Here is a 19,400-nt window from a genome sequence, read left to right as displayed (position 1 = left end):
CGAGCAGGGAGGCGAAGGGATAGATCCAGTCCTCCAGCTCGGGTCCGGCCATCGGCATCGCCACCTCGGTCACCGAGGGTTCGCGCCGCGCCCAGAGCGCCTGGATATTGGCGACCCCGCCCAGCTGTCCCAGGCGGCAAATGTCCTCGGGACGGACACATTCGAGATGGGTCATCTGGTGCAGCGCGGGCCAGCGGCCATTTTCCCGCACCGCCGCCTCCAGTCCGTCCAGCCCAGCCCTGACGGCGGCGTCTCCGATCACGTGCATGTGCAGCTGGAACCGGGCGGCGTCGAAGGCGATGCACAGGGCATTCAACTGCTCGGGCGGGAACATCAGCGGGGCATTGCCCCCATCGGCATCGGCATAGTCCTCCAGCATGGCGGCGGTGCGGTTTTCTAGAACGCCGTCGATGAAGAATTTCACCGAATGCAGCCGGAACAGCGGGTGGTCATGGGCGGCGCGCATCCGCAGTGCCCGCGCCATGGCCTCCGGCAGGGCCTCGTCCGCGGTGATGTGGATCGCCCCGCCAACCCGCAGCTTCAGCGTGCCGTCCTCGGCCATGGACTGATAGACGCGCGCGTGGCGAGGCTGGACCATCGGGTCGATGATGCCGGTAATGCCCAGGCTGTGACAGAGCGCCTGCCCGTGCTGCACACCGAAGCGGTAGGCGCTGTCGGGGATCTCTCCGATCCGGTCCCTGGCCCAGTACATCGCCTGTTCATGCAGCATCCCCGTAGGCGTCCCGTCGGGGCGGCGGGTGAAATGGCCGTTGTAGGGATCGGGCGTTTCGGCGGTCAGGCCCAGCAGCTCGCAGCCACGCGAATTCAGGCAGGCGCTGTGCAGGTCGGAACCGTAGATCAGCACCGGGCGATCCGGCACCATGCGGTCCAGCACCGCGCGCCCAAGGTTCGCATTCGAGAAGTGGCCGCAGGCGAAACCGACGCCGAAGACCCAGTCGCGGTCATGGCTGGCGGCGAAATCGCCAAGCGCCCGGGTCAGGTCCGCCTCGCTGCGGCAGGCATAGAGATCGGCCATCGTGCCGGTGTAATAGCCGCTGTCCTGAAGATGGATGTGCAGGTCCTGGAGGCCGGGCAGGATCTGGCGCCCTCCGGCATCAATCTGCCGGGCCGCGCCGGCAAAGCGGAGCCGCAGGTCGGCCTCCTCTCCCAGGGCGATCACCCGCCCCTCTCGGATGGCAAGGGCCGTGGCCCGCGGCAGCAGCGGGTCCATCGTCACGACGTCGGCATTGTAGATCAGCAGGTCAGCAGTCATGATATGGCCTTATGGTCAGCGGAGCTGCCCCGGGCGGATCCCCGGGATGTCCGCAGGAAGACGCGCTGCAGCCCCCCGGTCGGTCCCGGATCGGAACCGGGCCGGGCCGGGCGCGCCTTGTGGTTGTAGCTTTTCCGGGCATTCGATCCCGGCGGTGCCTTTGCCTGCCACCCACCGGGCGATGCCCGCCCGACCTTCAGACTAGGCGGCGGCGGGCGGCGGACGAAGGTTGAAATTCTGCTGCCACCATGACAGCAGGTAATGGCAAGCAGGAAGGCCTAGTATGACGCTGCGCTCCAAGGTTCCGACGACGGGATCGCTTTTCGTGTTCGACGCCGCCGCCCGGCACCTGAACTTCACCAATGCAGCGCGGGAATTCAACGTGACCCAGCCGGCGGTCAGCCGTTCGATCCGCGCCCTGGAGCAGCACCTGGGCTGTCCGCTGTTCGAACGCAACCATGCCGGGCTGGAGCTGACCGAGCAGGGGCGTTTCCTGCACGAGGCGCTGCAGGGCGGCTTTTCCCAGATCGAGCACGCGCTGGACGAGCTGAAGCTGAGCCTGGCCGAGGAGCAGACCGTTTCGCTGTCGATCACCTCGGCCTTCGCGCTGCACTGGCTGATGCCCCGCCTGCCGCGCCTGAAGGCACTGATGCCCGACATCTCCCTGCGTTTCGAGCTGATCCACGGTGAGCCCGAGGGGCCGATGGGCAGGGCCGACCTGGCGATCCGCTATGACTGGGCGCCGGGCCCGGGCATCACCATCTGGCCCGCCATCGACGAGCTGGTGATCCCGGTGTGCAGCCCCGACTACCTGGCCCGCCATGGCTACATCGACGACCCCGACGTGCAGCCCGAACGCCATTCCCTGGGAGAGCTGACCGCCAGGATGTGGGAGGCCGAGACCTGGGAAGTCTTCCTGAACGCGGTGCAGCTGGATCCGATGACCGGGGCGTCGCGCATGGCCTTCTCGGATTACGGGCTGGTGCTGCAATCGGCGCTCAAGGGGCAATGCGTGGCCCTTGGCTGGTGGCACGTGGTCGCCGGAGAGCTGGAAAGCGGAGAGCTGGTGCCCGCCAGCCGCCGCTTCCAGCGCGACCAGGACACCTATTGCTTCGTTGCACGCGGCAATCCCGGCGCGCAGCGTGAGGCGGTGCAACGGGTGCTGGACTGGCTGCTGGAGGAATATGCCCGGCTGGAAGAGGCCTTCCGGCCGGTGCGGGAGGCCGCAACGATCTACTGAACCCGGCCCATTCCGGCGGCAGGGCACGGCGCCATCCCGGCGGGCCTCTCCTGTAGGGGTCGCGCTGCGCCATGGCCCGATGATCCGCATGAGCGGCCAGAATTGCGCCAGGCGCTTCATGGCACCGGGGGGCATCGCATGAAGGGACATTGCAGGCCCGTTGAATGGCCCATTCCTCCGGTCGCAGGCGCGGCGATGACCGGGCGCGGTTTTTACATGCCGAAGACGCCCTTGGAAGGCGTTGCAAAACATCTGAAATCCAGAGGAGGGAGGAGCGCGGCGACCCCAGGGAGGAGGAGAGGGGCCGCCGCTGATTTCCGGACCTCAGGGAGGAGGAGAGAGGTCCAGGAAACTCTTTGGCACATCGCTGTGCCGTGATCCTTAGGTAGCAATTGCTGCGACGCAGCACCATCGCTGTCTCGCCAAACCTGCCTTGCTTCCAGAGCATGGCTCCGTCGCGGCATCCCCGGCCCGCGACCGGCACCGGACCGGTCGGGCCAGGGCCCGGCCTTCGCCCTGTTCATCGGGAAGTCCAGCGTGGCGGGAACATGGACGCCGCTGCCGATGCGGCGGGCATAGCTGCGCGCCGCATCGGCGGCCAGGGCGCAGGTCAGGGCGTAGATCGGCGGAGCGGCGGCGGGCTCGTTGACAGCGGCAAAGCTCATCGGGGGCAGGGTGACGCCGATGTCGATCTCCTGGAGGCGGGCCTCACCGGCCATGCTGCGCGGCTGTGTCGCCACCCCAGGCCGCGCTCGGCCATGGTGCGCATGGGGAAGAGCGCGGTGCAGCCCGACACTGCCGGCAAGGCGGGCAGGCGCATCGCGGAGAGGCGCTGCATCACGTCGAGATAGGGGCGCGAACCGCGCGGGAAGGTGATGATACGGGATTCCGAGCGCGTCTCGACAGGCGTACGGCGCACCAAGGTCCATCGCAACCCGGATCGAGGGCGCCGAAAAGCCCCACATCCATCACGCAGCGCGTCGATGTTCATGGGTTACAGCCGCTCGGCAATCATGCTGGAGGCGCCGGTGATCTGGCCCAGGGCCTCGCCCGCCTTCAGCCGTGCGATCAGCGTCAGCTCGGCGGCCTGCAGGCCAGGCGCGCGGTCGGCCACGGCCTCGGCGGGGTCAAGGAGGATGACACCGCTTTCATCGGCCAGAACCGCATCGCCGGGGGGCACGGTGACGCCCCCGATGGAGACGGGGACGTTGAAGGCGCCGGACTGGGCATAAAGCTTGGTGGTCACCGAAGAGCGGCCACGGCTCCACATCGGGAAGGCGGTGCGGCGGATCTCGTTCACGTCGGTCACGGGGCCGTCGACGATGCCGGCCTTGAAGCCGCAGATCGCCGCCGCATTGGTGATGACACCGCCCCAGCAGGCGTACCTGGTGTCGCCGGACCGGTGGATCAGCAGGATGTCCGTCAGGCGCAGCTTCAGGCCCTTGATGTCATCGAAGGATTTCACGTCGTCCTTGGTGACCAGCACGCGGAAGCCGCGACCGAAGGGCCCGACTTCGCCGATGACGCCGATGTTATCCTTCTTCTCGATCGAATTCGGGATCGAATGGAAGTAGTCCGACTTCATGAAGCCCAACCAGTGCGCGCGGCTGTCGAACAGGAACGGCGCGGAGATCCAAGGTGCTGTCGGGGTTGAAGCTTTTGAGATGGCTCACGTCATTCACGAAAATGTCGATGATGCCGGAGCAGACCTGCTCCAGCACGGTCTGCGCATCGCCGAACTGCCCGGAGAGGTAGACGTTGATCCTGAAATCGCCGTGTATGGAGTCCTTGACCTTCTCCGCGCACTCCTGATGCAGGCGTCCCCCGAAGCTGTCGGCGGGCACCTTGGTCGCCTTGCGCCAGGTTTCGGCGCTGGCCGGACCGGCGGCCATGGTGATCGTGAAACATGCGGCAGTGGCCAGCATACGGGCGCTCAGTCCCTTGAGTTCTTCTCTCATTTGCCTGGTTTCCCTGTCGGTGTTTGGCCCGGCATGGCCGTGGAAAGACAAGGCAAAGAAGTGATGAGCATTCCAAGTATCTGATAAGTTTTGTCAATTACCCCTCAGGATGGCGAAAATTTTCGAATGTTACCGGCGAATTTCGATGAATTTTAGTGTGCTCTCCGGAGAGGCACGGCGTGGCATGAGGAAAATTTCGTCGTATCTGCGGGGAAGTCTGCCCGGATTTTGCACTCACGTGGGCCATCTATGGCAATCGAGGTCCCTGGAAGGGCGCGCGGGATCCTATCCTCTGCGCCGGGGCGAATTGCCATGCAGGCGGCACCGAGGACCCGTTCAGAGACCGCACGGGCCGTCACCGGCCCGCTTCTCTGCGTCGCCGGATGTCCTTGATCGTACCGGCCCGTCGGGACCAACCGGGAGGCATCGCCCCGGCATGTTCTTATTGACCGGTCCGGACCGGGCGGGCTTGGCGCCGATGCGCAGGCTCAGGCATGTGATAATGTGGATTATGTCTCCAAAGTCTGCGCGAGACCTGGCCTTACACGGCTCCATGTAATGACCCGGCGCGTCTCAGGCTCTGCCACAGCCTCCATATGCAGTCCAGGCACCGGTCCCCCAAACGCCTGCCACGCCCGGGCTCCGGGCGGGCGCACAAGGGGGGCTTTGCCCGCGGTTTAATCACCAAGGGCCAAAACACGCCCGCTTTCGCACCGGCTGCGCGGCCGCCTTGGGAATTTATTGACTTTTTGGTAAAAAATATGGGTCCCTGTTTTCAACAACAGGAGGGAAGCGCCATGGCGATTGATCTGAAGACAAACTTTACCGGTCTCGAGTTCGTGAACCCGTTCGTTCTGGCCTCGGCGCCGCCGACCGAAAGCAAGGCCAAGATCATGAAGGCCTTCGAGGCCGGCTGGGGAGGTGTCGTCACCAAGACCATCGGCCTGCACCCGGTGGAGAACGTCGCCGGGCCGAAAACGATCTACCAGCGCACCGGCGAGGAAAAACCCTATGTCTCGCGCAACAAGCGGGCGAACACCGTCTCGCATTCCTCCTGGAACTGGGAGCTGATCTCGGACCAGCCGCTGGAACAGTGGCTGCCCGACCTCAAGGAGATCAAGGAGGCCTATCCCGACCGCATGGTCATCGCCTCGATCATGGCCGGTGCCGGCAGCGCGGAAGAGATGAAGAACTGGCAGACGCTGGCGACCTCGGTCATCGGGGTGGGCTGCGACGCGCTGGAGCTGAACCTCTCCTGCCCGCACATGGACCGCAAAGACATGGGCGCCCATATCGCCAATGACGAGGCGGTCATCCGTTCCGTCCTGAAAGCGGTGAAAGAGGTTGTCGACGTGCCCGTCTGGGTCAAGCTGACCCCCTCGACCTCCTCTTTCGTCGAGGCGGCGGGCGTGGCCTATGACGCGGGCGCCGACTGCATTTCGCTCTGCAACACCTTCCCCTCGCTGCCGCTGATGGACCCCGAAACGATGAAGTTCGAGGTCGAGGTCGACGGCCTCGTGACCTCGGGCGGTCAGGGCGGGCTGGCGATCCTGAACCAGGCGCTGCAGAAGGTGAACTCCCTGTCCAAGGCCTATCCGGACCAGGCGATTTCCGGCATCGGCGGCATCAAGGGCTTCCGCGAGGCGTTCAACTTCATCGTCCACGGCGCCGGCAACCTGCAGGTCTGCACCGCCGCGATGGAAGAAAAGGGCAGCGGCGGCGTCGGGATCAAGCTGATCCAGGAACTGACCGGCGACCTGGCGGATTACCTGGAACGCAAGGGCTATGCCTCGATCGAGGACTTCCGCGGCATCGCCCGGGACCGGATCGTCGAGCATTCCAAGATCCGCCGGAAAAGCGAAGACTACAACGGCGGCTACGCGCAATCCGCCTGAGCGGATGAAACCCCGCTGCGCAGGCGCCTGCCGCGCATCGGGGGCCTTCCCCCCATGTTTTCAGGGGGATGCGCTTGAAATACCATCGGCAGAGGGGCGTCCACGGGCGCCCCTCGCAATGTTCGGACCGGCTGAGCGGCGATCCGGCAGAAGGGCGATCAGCCCGCGACCGGACACCTTGCCGGCATCCGCCCTGGCCAAGCGCCCTTCTCCTCATTGCAGGCGGGCGTAGACCCCGCCGACGCGGCGCAGCTCACTGTCGCTGCCGGCCTCGATCAGCCGTCCCGCCTCGAAGACCAGGATGCGGTCGGCATCGCGGATGGTCTCAAGCCGGTGGGCAATGACCAGCACCGTGCGCCCCACCGAAAGCCGCTCCAGCGCCGCCTGGATCTCGCGCTCGGTCTCGCGGTCCAGCGCCGAGGTCGCCTCGTCCAGCACCAGGATCGGCGGGTTCTTGAGGAAGGCCCGGGCAATCGCCACCCGCTGCTTCTGCCCGCCCGACAGCATCACGCCGCGTTCGCCCACCAGGGTATCCAGCCCCTCGGGCAGGCGGGCGACCAGATCGCCCAGCTGGGCCTCCTGCACCGCCTTCAGGATCTCCTCCTCGGTGGCGCCAAGGCGCCCGTAGGCGATGTTTTCCCGCAGGCTGCTGCCGAACAGGAAGACATCCTGGCTGACCGTGCCGACCTGCGTGCGCAGGCTTTCCAGGGTAAAGTCGCGTATGTCGACGCCGTCGATGGTGATCCGTCCGCCGGTGGGGTCGTAGAAGCGCGGCAGCATCGCCAGCGCGGTGGTCTTGCCCGCGCCCGAGGGCCCGACAAGGGCGACCGTCTCGCCGGGGGCGACCTCGAAGCTGACACCGCGCAGCACCGGCAGCGCACCGTCATAGGCGAAGGAGACATCCTCGAAGCGCACCGCCCCCTTCAGCGGGCCCGCCAGCCGCGCGCCCGGACCGTCGGTGATGTCCTGCGCGGTCTCCAGCAGCTCCAGGTAGCTGCGGAAACCGGCGATGCCGCGGGGGTAGGTCTCGATCACGGCGGCGATCTTTTCCAGCGGGCGGAAGAAGACATTGACCAGCAGCAGGAAGCCGACGAAGCCACCGACCTCGAGGCTGCCGCGCAGCACGAAGGCCGCGCCCGCCACCATGACCACCACCTGCACGAAACGCAGGCCCATGTAATGGATCGCGCTGGCCCGGGCCATCAGCCCGTAAGCCTCCAGCTTGGTCTGGCGATAGGCGGCGTTGTCGCGGGCGAAAAGCGCCTCCTCGTGGCGTTCATTGGCGAAGGACTGGACGACGCGGATGCCGCCGATGGCCTCTTCCAGGCGGACGTTGAAGGCGCCGACACGGGCGTAGATCTCGCGCCAGCTGCGGGTCATGCGGGCACCGTAGATCGTGACAATCCAGACCGTGACCGGCACGATGACGGCGGTGATCAGCGCCAGTTCCGGATGGATCAGGAACATCAGCACGAAGGCCCCGACGAAGGTCATGATGGCGATGAACAGATCCTCGGGGCCGTGGTGGGCCACCTCGCCGATCTCCTCCAGGTCGCGGGTGATGCGCGCCACCAGCTTGCCGGTGCGGGCGCGGTCGAACCAGGACCAGGACAGCCGGGTGACATGGGCGAAGGCACGGCGGCGCATCTCGGTCTCGATCTCGATCCCCAGGCGGTGGCCCCAGTAGATCACCACGCCCATCAGCGCGGTATTGAGCGCATAGACCCCAAGCAGCCCGATCGCCGCCAGCACCGTCAGCCCCCAGTCGCCCAGTGGCAGCAGATGGTCGATGAAGGCGGTGATCGCCAGCGGAAAGGCAAGCTCCAGCAGGCCCGACAGCACGGCAGAGCCGAAGTCGATCCAGAAGAGCCGCTTGTGGGGTCGGTAATATTCGAAGAACTGGCGCAGCATGGGCGGTCTTTCGGGAAGGGGCAGTCAGCCGGGGTGTATCACGCGGACGGGCGGCGCGGGCAGGATCCGTCCCCCTGCCCGCGCCAACTGCGGGTTTGCCTGTGGATCGGGCAGCGCCCGCCCGGGCTTGCGGCGCAACGGCGCGGCCTTGCGCAGCAGGCAAAACCGGCCGGAACCGCTTACCAGCGACGCGTCAGGCTGGCCGAGAGGGTCCGCCCGTCCCCGTAGTAGGTCGAGAAATAGCCCACCGAGGACACATAGACCTCGTCCGTGAGGTTGGTGACGTTCAGCCGCAGCTCGGTTCCGCCTTCGCTGCGGTAGGTGATGCCGGCATCCAGCAGGGTCACCGGATCAAGGCGTTGGGTATTCTCGTTGAAGGCATAGCGCGCGCCGATGAAACGGGCCCCCGCGCCCAGAGTCAGGCTGTGCAGCGGGCCGCTCTGGATCTCCTTCGACAGCCAGATCTTCGCGGTATGCTCGGGCGTCAGGCCCAGCTGGTTGCCGTCGTTGGAGCCGCCGATGATCTCGCTGTCGGTGTAGGAATAGCCGCCCGTAAAGCTCCAGCCGTCCGCAAGGTTGGCCCGGCCCTCCAGCTCAAGCCCGCGGATCCGCGACTTGCCGACCTGGCTGTAGACCGTGGTGCCGCCGACGGTCTGCGCGACCGAGCGGTTGCGCTCGTCAAGCTGGTAGAGCGCGGCGGTCAGGTAGATGTCGGTGGCGGGCGGCAGGTACTTGAAGCCCAGTTCCCACTGCGCACCCTCGGTCGGCTTCAGCGTGTTGCCGTCGGCATCGGGCTCTGCGAAGACCGAGAAGGAGGTGGCATAGGCCAGGTAAGCCGACAGGCCATTGTCCCAGCCATAGCCAAGGCTGGCCTGGCCGGTGGTGGCGCTGTCGTTGCGGTCCAGGTCGGTGATGCCGTAGCTGGTGACGTTTTCGCCGCGCGCGCGGTTCCAGTCGTGGCGCAGGGCGGCAGAGGCGCGCCAGCGGCCCATCTCGATCTCGTCCATCGCGTAGACGCCCAGCTGGCGCACCGTCGCGGTCTTGTCCGCCGTATAGGTGCCGCCGCTGGTGACCGGATCGAAGGCGGCGTAATCGGGATCGGCATAGTCGATCTCGGGCTGGCCGTAGTAGAAGACCGATCCTGCCGCCTCGTGGAAGCGGCTTGCATCGGCACCGAAGGTCAGCCGGTGGCTGAGCGCGCCGGTCAGCACCTCGCCGCTCAGCCGCAGGTCCGCCGCAAGCGAGGTCGCGGCCTCGTCCTGATCCAGCAGGGTCCGGGCCACCCGGGTCCCGCTGACGCTGCCGAGCGAGAGGTTGCTGTATTGCCAGTCGAACTTCGTCGCGCCGACATTGCCGTTCAGCGTCCAGCCGTTGTCCAGCGCATGGGTTATCTGGACGCCAAGGTTGGCGGTGCGGCGATCACCGGTCTCGTTGGCCTCGTTGCCGAAGTAGAAATCGCGCAGGTCCTTGCCGTCATAAAGACCGACAAAGTCGTTGGGCACCCCCGCGGGGGCATCGGGATCGTCCTTCTGGAAGGATCCCAGGACCTCGACGGTGGTCGAGGGGGTGGCCTCTGCCCGCAGGGCGAAGCCCAGGTAGGTGCCCTCGTTGTCGTATTCCGGGATGCCGGTCTTGCCGTTTCCGGACCGCGACACGATGCGATAGGCCAGCCGGTCGCTGACCACCTTGTTGAAATCGCCGAACAGGTGCCAGGAGCCGTTCCCGTCCAGCTCGACGCCCATCTCGGAGGTATCGCCCGACATCTGGGCGCGCTTCTGCACCAGGTTCACCATCCCCGAGGGCGAGCCCGCGCCGTAAAGCGTGGATTGCGGGCCGCGCAGCAGCTCCACCCGTTCCATCCCGTAGAGGTCGAGCGAGGGGGCGCCATAGTCGGGCCGGGTCGAGCGGCTGAAATGCAGCCCGTTCAGGTAGATCTGGTTCTGCAGGTCCTGGCCGCGCACGACGATGGAGTCAAAGCGCGGGTCGGCGCCATAGGCCTCGGTGACCACGCCGGCGGCATAGTTCAGCGCCTCCGAGAGGTTGCCGGCGCCGGTGTCGTCGATCTGGTCCGACGTCACCACCGTCACGGAGGCCGGCACCTCCCCAAGCGAACGCGTGCTCTTGATCGAGGCCGAGGTCCCGGCGGCGTAGCCCGCGACCGGCCCGGTGGGATCCTCCGTGCCCTGCACGGTGATCGGCGCCAGATCGAGGCCCTCTGCCTCCTGGCCCAGGGCCGCCCCGCTGATCAGGGCAAGCGTGCTGACACCTGCCAGGAGGAAAAAGCCGTGTTTCATATGCATGTCCCTTGCGCATTTTCCTGATGGTTTAAGTCAACTTTTCCCGGAGCGTCTTGAAGATCCCTGCCGCGATTTGTCCGAAACCGCCGCAGTCCGGGAAAATCAGGGAAATGGCGGCGGCTGATCGTGCCCGGCCCCGGTGCTGCCGGCATGGATGTGCCGCCAACGCGAGGGCGGCATTCCCACGGCCTGGCTGAAGGCCCGCGACAGATGGGCCTGGTCGGCAAATCCGGTGGCCAAGGCGACCTCGGCCAGTGACAGGCCCTCTTCCAGGATCAGCTGCTGCGCCCGCGCGACCCGGCGCTGCGCGATCCAGCGTTTGGGGGTCAGGCCGAAGCTTTGCTTGAAGGCGCGGCTGAACCAGCTTTCCGACAGCCCCACGAGGCCCGCCAGCTCGGCCACCCCCAGGGGGTCCTCCAGATGCGTCTGGACGTAATGCTCCAGCCGGCGGGCCTGGTGCGGGCGCAGCCCGGCAGCCTGCGGCACGGCTTCCCCGGCATCGGTTTCGGGATGCAGGACGGCGCCCAGCAGCGCCTGCAACAAACCGTCCAGCACCATGTCGCCGCGCGCCGGGCGGGCCACCTCGGCCGCCGCAAGCCCGGCCAGCGTCTCCAGATCGGCACCGTTCCCGGCGAAGACCGCGCCCTGCGGCAGGTGACTGTCGCCCGAGACCGCCAGCCGCCGCCGCAGCGACCGGATATCGAGGTGGAAATCCACGTGGCCAAAGGTCTCGGCCTTCAGCAGCCGCGCCCAGAGCGGCACCCCCGCCGGCACGAACATCGCCCGCACGCCCAGCCGATCCGGCGCCTGCGCGGCGGTGCGAAAGGCCATCTGCGGTGGCCGCGGCCCGGTGAAGACCACCAGCCGCGGATCGGGCGAGCGGTAGAAGCCCCCGGCTCCGGCCTCTCCGGCAACCTGCCACAGATCCGCTACCGCCCCGGCCAGGGGGCGGAATTTCAGCGGTGCGAGGGTGCGCAGCGCCCGGGTCCGGGCCTCCATCCGGGGCCGGAAGGGGGGCAGGGCGGCGGGCATAAGGTCATGGGACTGCGCGGCAGGAAGCATGTCGGAACGATCGGTACGGGAACGGAAGACGCAGCCCCCGGGGCGCCGCGCGGGTCATTCCTGATTATTACAGTCAGGTTTGTCAATCCATCCCGCGCGAAAGACCCCCGCCGGGCTGGCCGGGCCCGTTGTGCCGGACGGACCAGCCGGATCCGCTTCGGGCCCGGCGAAAGGCGATCTCCGGCAGGACGCTGTCCCAGGCCTCGGCTCCGATGCGGCGATCATCGCGCCGCCGCCAGGGGCGATGGCACCGCCCCAGTTTCTATCGATCTTCCGGCTTTTGGGCCAGCTCTGCCGCCAGAACATCGAAAATGGCCCGCTTTTCGGATCCAGACGGAATTACAACTCGAATATGCCACGATGCCAATCGCAATGCATATGAAAGACCTGTCGCCCAACATAATGGCGCAGAAGATCCTCCGGACACCTTGATGGAAAAGCAAATCCATTCAGAAACCTGAGGGAATTCAACTCCCGCAGGTCATTTCCCGATCTGTTCGGAAATATTGCGCCGCCGTCCCGCCCTGCATCACATGCAAAGCGCCCCAACATCCGAAGGGGCCGCTTCGAAAGGGCCGGATCCGGAGAGCCGGATGGACGCGCGGCTTTGCCCCGGGATACCCGTCAGGACAGCGCTCGCAGGCTGGCGGCAAGCTCGGCCCGATTGGCGCAGCAGCGTTTCTCCATCGCCTTGTTGAGATGGGTGCGCACGGTCGAGATCGAGATCCGCAGGATGCGGCCGATGTCCTGGTCCCGGCAGCCGCGCGCCACCAGGTGCACCACCTCCTGCTCGCGTGGGGTCAGGCCCGCGTAGCGGCAGGACTGGCGCGAGAGGGCGCGCCCCAGATGCGGCCGCAACGCCTCCAGAAGCGTGACCTGAGCCTCGGCGAAGGGGCCGTGATCGCGGCTGCGCCAAAGCCGGAAATCCCCCAGGTCCTCGGCCCCGTCGAACAGGAAGATGTTCATTCCGAAATGCAGCCCGTCGCGTTGCAGGAAGCCGTTCCAGAACTCCGATGCCTCCAGCGCCTTGCGGTCGATCACCTCGTCGACACTGGCCGCCCGCCCCGCCGCCCGCATCCGCATCGTGATCGGATCGCGGAACTGGAAATAGCCGTCATGGTCGCGCCCGGCGGTCTCGTACATGTTGTGATAGAGGCCATCTTCGGAGATGCGCTTGCGGTTGTTCCAGCGGTAGCTGGCTGCGAAATCGGCTTCAACCAGCGCAATGATCTGCGGAAAGACCGCTTCGCGGATGTTCTGCGGCCCGTCGAAGGTTTCGAGCGTGCGGACGATCTCTCCGAATTTCTGAAGCTGGTGCATCTGGATGGACATGGCGCAATCCCGTGGATGGTCCGAAGCGCCCCGCCCGGGGCGACAGGGGCAGGACTAGCGCCGGGCCCGGGGGCGGGGAAAGCGCAACCGGCGGACACGGCCCTCCGGGAAGGATGCCTTCCCCGCTCCCTGCCCGTTTCTTGACCACCTTCCTGCAGTGCGGCCCGCCCCCCGGGGCGCCATCGTTGTTTCTGACGATACCCGCCTCCTGCGGACGCCCCGTAGGTCTGGGAACGGAACAGGCGCCCCGGCGCGGGCGCACCGCAACAAGAGACATCGCATGGATCGGCGCAGCTTTCTGAAATCGGGCACCGGGGCGCCTGTGGCCTCTGCGCTGCTGGCCGCCCCCGCACTGGCCAGGGCCCGCGCCCTCGTCCTCGACCACGGCGCCATGGTCCTGCGCAAGGACGCCGGGGCGGACCTGCGCGCCGCCCTGAGCGAACAGATGAAGGTTTGAACCATGACCAAGACCCCCGAAATCCGTCCCGCCCCCGGCCAGTTCGGCCCGCTGAGCCTGGCGCAGACCCGCGCCGAGATCGCCTCTGACGGCCTGCCCGCCCTGGCCGCCCTGGCCGCCCGGCTGGAAGCCCGCGCCAAGGCCGATCCGCTGCATGCGGTGATCGCGGCGGATTTCACCCCGCCGCGCGCCTGCGAGGGCCCGCTCGCCGGCCTGCCCATCGGCGTGAAGGACAATATCGACGTGGCCGGCTTTGCCACCACCGGCGGCGCGCCTGCGCTGGCGGGCAACCGGCCCGCACAGGATGCCTCCGTGGTCGCCCGGCTGCGCGCCGCCGGCGCCTGGGTGCCCGCCAAGCTCAACATGCATGAGCTGGCCTTCGGCGTGACCTCCGACAATGGCGGCTATGGCAGCGTGCGCAATCCCTTCGATCTGGGACGCACGGCGGGCGGCTCCTCGGGGGGATCGGGGGCGGCGGTGGGCAGCGGGCTGGTGCCGGCGGCGCTTGGCTCCGATACCGGGGCTTCGGTGCGCATCCCGGCCAGCTTCTGCGGCGTCGCGGGCCTGCGCCCCTCAAGCGGACGCTATCCCGGGGATGGCGTGCTGAACCTCTCGCCCACCCGCGACACCATCGGCGTGCTGGCCGCCTGCGTCGCCGACATCGCCGAAATCGACGCGGTGATCGTGCCCGAGGACGCCACCCTGCCCGCCCTGCCCGACCGGCCGCTGCGCCTGGGCCTGCCCGCCGATGCCCTGCCCGGCTACTGCCCCACCCTGGAGGCCACCTTCCGGAGCGCGCTCGACAGGCTCGTCGCCGCCGGTCTGGCCGAGATCATCCCCCTGCCCGCCTTCGACTTCGACCGCTGGGAGGACGAGGTCGGCATGCCGCTGGTCTTCAACGAGACGCTGGCCTACTGGAGCACCTTCCTGGAGGCGCGCGGCATCGCCTGGGCGGATTTCGCCGCCAGCCTCTCAAGCCCCGACGTGCGCGCGATCTTCGCCGCCGTACCGAAGCTGGCGGCAGAGACCGCAGGGACCTATGCCGAAATCCTGTCCGGCACCCGGGCCACGCTTCAGGCGCGTTTCGGGGCGATCTTCCCCAACCATGGCGTCGATCTGGTGGTGATGCCCACCAGCCCCGTGCAGCCCCCCGCCGAGGCCGAGTTCTCGGTCCTCCAGATCGACGGAGAGGCGCGCGCGACAATGCCCGTGGTCACCCGCCAGACCGCGCTGGCGACGCTGACCGGCCAGCCCTCGCTGACGCTGCCGGCGGGGCTGGATGCGGACGGCCTGCCGGTGGGGATGATGCTGGAGGCCCCGATCGGCGCCGACCGGATGCTGCTGGCGATGGCCCTGCGGATCGAGGCGGCCCTGTGAACCGGGCCCCTGCGGGGGCCCGACACCCGCCGGTTCAGAGGCTGCCATCGCGAAAGCCGGCCTCGACCTTCTCAAGCGACACGCCGCGGGTTTCCGGCACCGCGCGCCAGACGAAGATCCACGCGCCCAGGGCGATGGCGGCGAACAGGAAGAAGGTGGGGCCGATGCCCAGCCCCGCGACCAGCGGCGGGAAGGCGAAGGTCAGCATCCCGTTGGCGACCCAGAGGGCGAAGACGCAGACCCCCATGGCGAAGCTGCGGATCTTCAGCGGAAAGATCTCGGCCAGCAGCAGCCAGACCAGCGGGCCGACGCTGCCCTGCATGATGAAGACGAAGCCGGCGACGAGGCTCATCACCACGAAGGGTTTCAGGGCGGTGTCGGGCATCCACAGCGCCGCCAGCCCCACCAGCACATGCAGCACCGCGATCAGGCCGAACCCGCCCAGCAGCAGCCAGCGCCGGTTCACCCGGTTCATCACCAGCAGGCCCGCCGAGATCCCCGCGAGGCTTGCCACCCCGTTCAGGATATTGGCGATGATGGCCGCCCCGGCGGAAAAGCCCGCGTCCTGCAACAGCTGGGTGCCGTAGTACATCACCGCGTTGATCCCGGTCAGCTGCTGACAGATCCCCAGCCCGACGCCGATCCGGATCAGCCGCCGCACCCAGGGTTCGCGCCACAGCGCCTGGTCTTGCGGATTGCTCGGGCGCAGGCTGCGCAGTTCGTGGTGTTCCTCCAGCGCCTCTTCTGCACTGCGGATCGAGCGCAATACCTCCAGCGCCTCGTCATGGCGCCCGGTCGCCGACAGCCAGCGCGGGCTGGGTGGCATCCTCAGCATCCCCAGCAGCAGCGCGATGGCCGGCAGCACGGCAATCACCAGCATGTACCGCCAGACCCCGGGATGCGCCCCCCAGATATTGTAGATCAGCGCATTGATCACGAAGGCCGCGAACTGGCCGAAGACAATCATCAGCTCGTTGCGGGTGACCAGGCCGCCGCGCTGCGCGGCCGGGGCACATTCCGCCAGGTAGATCGGCACCGTGGTCGAGGCACCGCCCACCGCCAGCCCCAGGATGAAGCGGAACAACGACAACACCTGCCAGTCGGGCGCACAGGCGGCCCCGACGGTCCCCAGAATGAACAGCACCGACAAGTAAAGGATGTTGCGCCGCCGCCCGATCCGGTCGGCCATGTACCCTCCGCCGAGCGCACCAAGAGCCGCGCCGAAGATCAGGATCGAGACGGCAAGGCCCTCGGTCATGGCGGTCAGTCCCAGGTCAATCCGCATCGGCCCGAGCGCCCCGTTGACCACCCCGGTATCATAGCCGAACAGCAACCCGCCGAAGGTGGCCACCAGGACCAGCAGGCCCATGCGGCGGACATGGGGGGCGGAGCCGTTGCCGGCGACCGCGATACGGGCGGACTCCGTGCCGGAATGGCGCATCTTTCTCTCCTCCTCGATCCGGCTTGGTCCGCGTCTCCTGCGCGGGACGAACCGCCGAAGCCCCCGCCGTGCGGGGCAATGACTGGGCTGCGGGGCGCCCTCCGGAGCCCGCACAATGGGTCAGATCGCCTGCCGGGTCCCGATCCATCCGACCTCGGATGCGACGACGAAGCGCGTGTTGCGCAAGGGGCCCTCCTTCACGTTCCGACACTACATCCCGAACCTGTGGCCGACGCCACAGGGATCATGGCCGCGCGACATGCAGGCAAGGGTCCCGCCGGGCACCGCCATGGGTTCGGCCAGCGGCCCGTCTTCGCTGCGCCTCGCCGGGACTGCCGAAGGATTTCTTCCGAAGATGCCTCATGCCCTGTCCTTTGCCGCAACGGCCCCGTCCGGAGCGGGGCGATAGGGGATCACAAGCGCCCAGGCAACCCGGGCCGCAGCGGCCAGGGCGCACGGCACCGGGCCCGGCCCCCCAAAGCGCCCTTCCACAGGGTCCCGACCGCAGCCCCATGCCGCAGACGCGGCCCAGAAAAGGAGGGCGCCGCAAATCCCGGCCCCGCATTCCGGGGGCTTGGGCAACGGACCGCCCGGCAGCTGCAGGCAGGGCTGAAACCACCCGCTTTGGAGAAGATCCGGGCCGCTGACCCGGGTGCGGCATTCCCCCTTTGAAGAAGGGATTGTCCTGCGGCCCGTTGCGACTTCGTGCGCGATCAGGTCAGGGCCCTTGCCATGGCGGGCGACATCGCGGTCGAAGGCCCAGTCCCCCGAAAAGGCCACGCCATGGTCCGCATATGCGGCGCGGCAGGCGGTCTGGGGATCCTGCCGGTCCCTGTCGTCGGGACGGCAAGGCTTTGTCTGCGCGGCACGATCAGGCGGCGCCGGTTCGATTGCGCCAGGAGCCGGTTCAGCGGACAGAGGTTCCCGGACCGGCGCCGGACCCTGCGGCAGGCCAGGCCGCGCGGGGTCGGGATCCCAGATCTGAGATGTCCGTCCGATCCCCCCCGGGATCACTTCCCCGCGCCTCCTCCGGGCGGCCCCTGCGCCGCGAAACGCGGCCATGCCCAACCTGCGCCGCTTGCAACCCGTTGCCGGACCATCCCGCCTTGCCCTGACCCGTCCATCCAGAGAGGAAGCCTCGGATCACCATCAGAAGGGGGATCGGAGGGTCTTGGCGCCCTCTGGTCCGCAGGACCGGGACCGAAGCGGCCCTGCCACATGGAAAGGGCCCGGTCCTCAGACCGGGCCCCTTGTGGGGATCGGGCGCGCGGCGGGCCCGGCGCCGGACGGGCGTTCAGCCGGCCTCGGGCGCGGCGGTGCTGTTCTGCTGGTCGAAGAAGGCACGGAACGGCCCCGGTCGGCTCAGCAGGTCCTGCGGAGAGCCGGACTGGATGATCCGCCCCTTGTCGAGCACATGGATCTGGTCGGCCTCCATCACCGTCGAAAGACGGTGCGCGATCACCACCGTCGTCGCATCCTGCGAGATCCGCGACAGCGCCTCCTTGATCAGGCTTTCCGAGGTCGCGTCCAGCGCGCTGGTGGCCTCGTCCAGCAGCAGGATGCGGCCGTTGCGCAGGAAGGCGCGGGCGATCGACAGGCGCTGACGCTGGCCCCCCGACAGGAAGGCGCCGTTCTCGCCGATCTCGGTGTCGTAGCCCTGCGGCAGCTCCATGATGAAGTCATGGGCATGGGCCGCCTTGGCCGCCGCAACGATCTCCTCCTCCGTGGCCTCCTTGCGCGCCAGCTTGAGGTTGTTCATCACCGAGGTCGAGAACAGGAAGGTATCCTGGCCGACGAAGGACAGCCGTTCGTGCAGGGAGCGGGTGGTGACATGGCGCAGGTCCATGCCATCGACGCAGACGCTGCCTTCGGTCGGGTCGTAAAGCCGCATCAGCAGGTTCATCAGAGAGGACTTGCCGCTGCCCGAAGCGCCGACGATGGCGGTGGTCTTGCCGGCCTGGAAGGTCATCGACACGCCGTTCAGAACCGGTTCGGCATCGCGGTAGGCAAAGTGCACGTTGCGCAGCGTGATCTCGCCCGGGCCATCGGGCAGCGGCTTGCTGTTGACCGCATCCTCGACCGTCAGCGGCTGGAACAGCAGGTCGAACATCAGCCGCAGCGGCACGATCAGGCTTTCGATCTTCACCCGCATCCGGGTCAGCCGCTTGGCCGGTTCATAGGCCATCAGCAGCGCGGTGATGAAGGACATCAGCTGTCCGGGGGTGGTGGGGTTGCCGTCCACCAGGTCGATGGCGCTGATCAGCACCACGGCGGCGATCACCAGCCCCGAGAGCGTCTCGACCAGCGGCGAGGTGATGGCGTTCAGCCGGGCCACGGCATTGGAACGGTCCTCGACCTGCTCCACCGCGTCCTTCATCACCTTGCCCATGGTCGGCTCAAGCCCGAAGAGCTTGATGATCTGGAAGCCCCGCGCGGTCTCCTGCGTGACCTTCAGGATCGCCGTCAGCGAGGCGGTTTCCTTGGCGACGATCTTGCGCACGCTCTTGAGGATGGTGCGGACCCCGAACATGATGATCGGGCCGCCGACCAGCGACACCACGGTCAGCAGCGGCTGCTGGTAGAACATCACGCAGACCAGGCCGATCAGGGTCAGCACGTCGCGCACGGTCGAGCTGACGATCAGGTCGATGATCTGGCGCGCGTTCTGGGCACTGCGCGACGTGTGCTGAAGCAGCTGCGAGCTTTCGTTGATGTTGAAGAAGCTGACGCTCTGCGACAGCAGCCGTTCATAGAACTGCAACTGCAGCATCGCCACGATCCGGTTGCCGGCGCGGGTCATGTAGACGGTCTGGACATAGGTCGCGATGCCCTTGATCATGAAGATGCCGGCCACGGTGGCGGCCACGATGATCACGTCGTCGCGGTCCTTGTTGGCGCTCATGGCATCGACGACCCCCTGCATCACCCAGGCGGTCATGGTCGCGCCCAGGGCGGCCACGATCATGGCGACGATGGCGATGGCATAGGTCCATCGCTGGGACTTGAGCCCGGTCAGCAGCAGACGGCGCAGGAACTGGCGGTTGTCGGCCTGGCCCAGGCTGGTGTCATCGCCCCTGTCTTCGATGAAGGCCGGAGGAGAGGGATCGGAAGGGGTATCGGCAGTTGCGGTCATGATCGTCTGTAACCTGATGAAAGA

The 19,400-nt window shown here is 67.4% G+C and carries 14 protein-coding genes; 4 read left to right on the top strand and 10 right to left on the bottom strand.

Going from position 1 to position 19,400, the window contains the following annotated elements; all coding sequences use genetic code 11:
- A partial coding sequence (locus tag KM176_RS16370) for an amidohydrolase (protein ID WP_215558798.1) occupies positions 1–1,273 on the bottom strand: 1,273 nt, incomplete at its 3' end.
- A 283-nt stretch (positions 1,274–1,556) separates the two neighbouring features.
- Here KM176_RS16370 and KM176_RS16365 point away from each other — a divergent pair.
- Complete coding sequence (locus KM176_RS16365; protein ID WP_160894825.1) at positions 1,557–2,513, top strand: LysR family transcriptional regulator; 957 nt, start codon at positions 1,557–1,559, stop codon at positions 2,511–2,513.
- A gap of 212 nt (positions 2,514–2,725) precedes the next feature.
- On the opposite strand, the gene KM176_RS16360 is transcribed toward KM176_RS16365, so the two are convergent.
- From KM176_RS16360 to KM176_RS16350, 3 genes are all read right to left on the bottom strand, one after another.
- Positions 2,726–3,232: a hypothetical protein gene (locus KM176_RS16360; RefSeq protein WP_160894826.1), complete on the bottom strand. Its 507-nt coding sequence runs from the start codon at positions 3,230–3,232 to the stop codon at positions 2,726–2,728.
- A 275-nt stretch (positions 3,233–3,507) separates the two neighbouring features.
- Positions 3,508–4,107: an RraA family protein gene (locus tag KM176_RS16355; protein WP_237453194.1), complete on the bottom strand. Its 600-nt coding sequence runs from the start codon at positions 4,105–4,107 to the stop codon at positions 3,508–3,510.
- A complete protein-coding gene (locus KM176_RS16350) occupies positions 4,046–4,471 on the bottom strand; it encodes a hypothetical protein (protein ID WP_160894828.1) in 426 nt (141 codons plus the stop codon). The genes KM176_RS16355 and KM176_RS16350 overlap by 62 nt, the downstream gene beginning before the upstream one ends.
- Before the next feature lie 797 nt (positions 4,472–5,268).
- Here KM176_RS16350 and KM176_RS16345 point away from each other — a divergent pair.
- On the top strand, positions 5,269–6,366 hold the full coding sequence (locus tag KM176_RS16345; protein ID WP_160894829.1) for a tRNA-dihydrouridine synthase: 1,098 nt from the start codon (positions 5,269–5,271) through the stop codon (positions 6,364–6,366).
- A gap of 213 nt (positions 6,367–6,579) precedes the next feature.
- Here KM176_RS16345 and KM176_RS16340 read toward each other — a convergent pair whose 3' ends face one another.
- The 4 genes from KM176_RS16340 to KM176_RS16325 form a co-directional block, all read right to left on the bottom strand.
- Positions 6,580–8,277, bottom strand: a complete 1,698-nt coding sequence (locus tag KM176_RS16340; protein WP_160894830.1) for an ABC transporter ATP-binding protein — start codon at positions 8,275–8,277, stop codon at positions 6,580–6,582.
- 179 nt (positions 8,278–8,456) lie between these two features.
- Positions 8,457–10,571 carry a TonB-dependent siderophore receptor gene (locus KM176_RS16335; protein WP_160894831.1) on the bottom strand — a complete coding sequence of 705 codons (2,115 nt, stop codon included), beginning with the start codon at positions 10,569–10,571 and terminating at the stop codon, positions 8,457–8,459.
- Positions 10,572–10,676: 105 nt separating this feature from the next.
- Complete coding sequence (locus KM176_RS16330) at positions 10,677–11,636, bottom strand: AraC family transcriptional regulator (protein ID WP_236045341.1); 960 nt, start codon at positions 11,634–11,636, stop codon at positions 10,677–10,679.
- Positions 11,637–12,260: 624 nt separating this feature from the next.
- Entirely contained in the window at positions 12,261–12,968 is a 708-nt protein-coding gene (locus KM176_RS16325) for a helix-turn-helix transcriptional regulator (RefSeq protein WP_160894832.1), read from the bottom strand.
- A gap of 280 nt (positions 12,969–13,248) precedes the next feature.
- Between KM176_RS16325 and KM176_RS16320 the strand changes: the two genes are divergently transcribed.
- Entirely contained in the window at positions 13,249–13,425 is a 177-nt protein-coding gene (locus tag KM176_RS16320) for a hypothetical protein (protein ID WP_160894833.1), read from the top strand.
- A 3-nt stretch (positions 13,426–13,428) separates the two neighbouring features.
- On the top strand, positions 13,429–14,802 hold the full coding sequence (locus KM176_RS16315; protein ID WP_160894834.1) for an amidase family protein: 1,374 nt from the start codon (positions 13,429–13,431) through the stop codon (positions 14,800–14,802).
- Positions 14,803–14,836: 34 nt separating this feature from the next.
- Here KM176_RS16315 and KM176_RS16310 read toward each other — a convergent pair whose 3' ends face one another.
- Positions 14,837–16,243 carry a sugar porter family MFS transporter gene (locus KM176_RS16310; protein ID WP_160894835.1) on the bottom strand — a complete coding sequence of 469 codons (1,407 nt, stop codon included), beginning with the start codon at positions 16,241–16,243 and terminating at the stop codon, positions 14,837–14,839.
- A gap of 1,294 nt (positions 16,244–17,537) precedes the next feature.
- Positions 17,538–19,376 carry an ABC transporter ATP-binding protein gene (locus KM176_RS16305; protein ID WP_160894836.1) on the bottom strand — a complete coding sequence of 613 codons (1,839 nt, stop codon included), beginning with the start codon at positions 19,374–19,376 and terminating at the stop codon, positions 17,538–17,540.
- Positions 19,377–19,400 lie beyond the last annotated feature (24 nt).

The organism is Pseudooceanicola endophyticus (assembly GCF_018760365.1).
Taxonomy (GTDB): domain Bacteria; phylum Pseudomonadota; class Alphaproteobacteria; order Rhodobacterales; family Rhodobacteraceae; genus Pseudooceanicola; species Pseudooceanicola endophyticus.
This window is presented reverse-complemented; position numbering and strand designations above follow the sequence as displayed.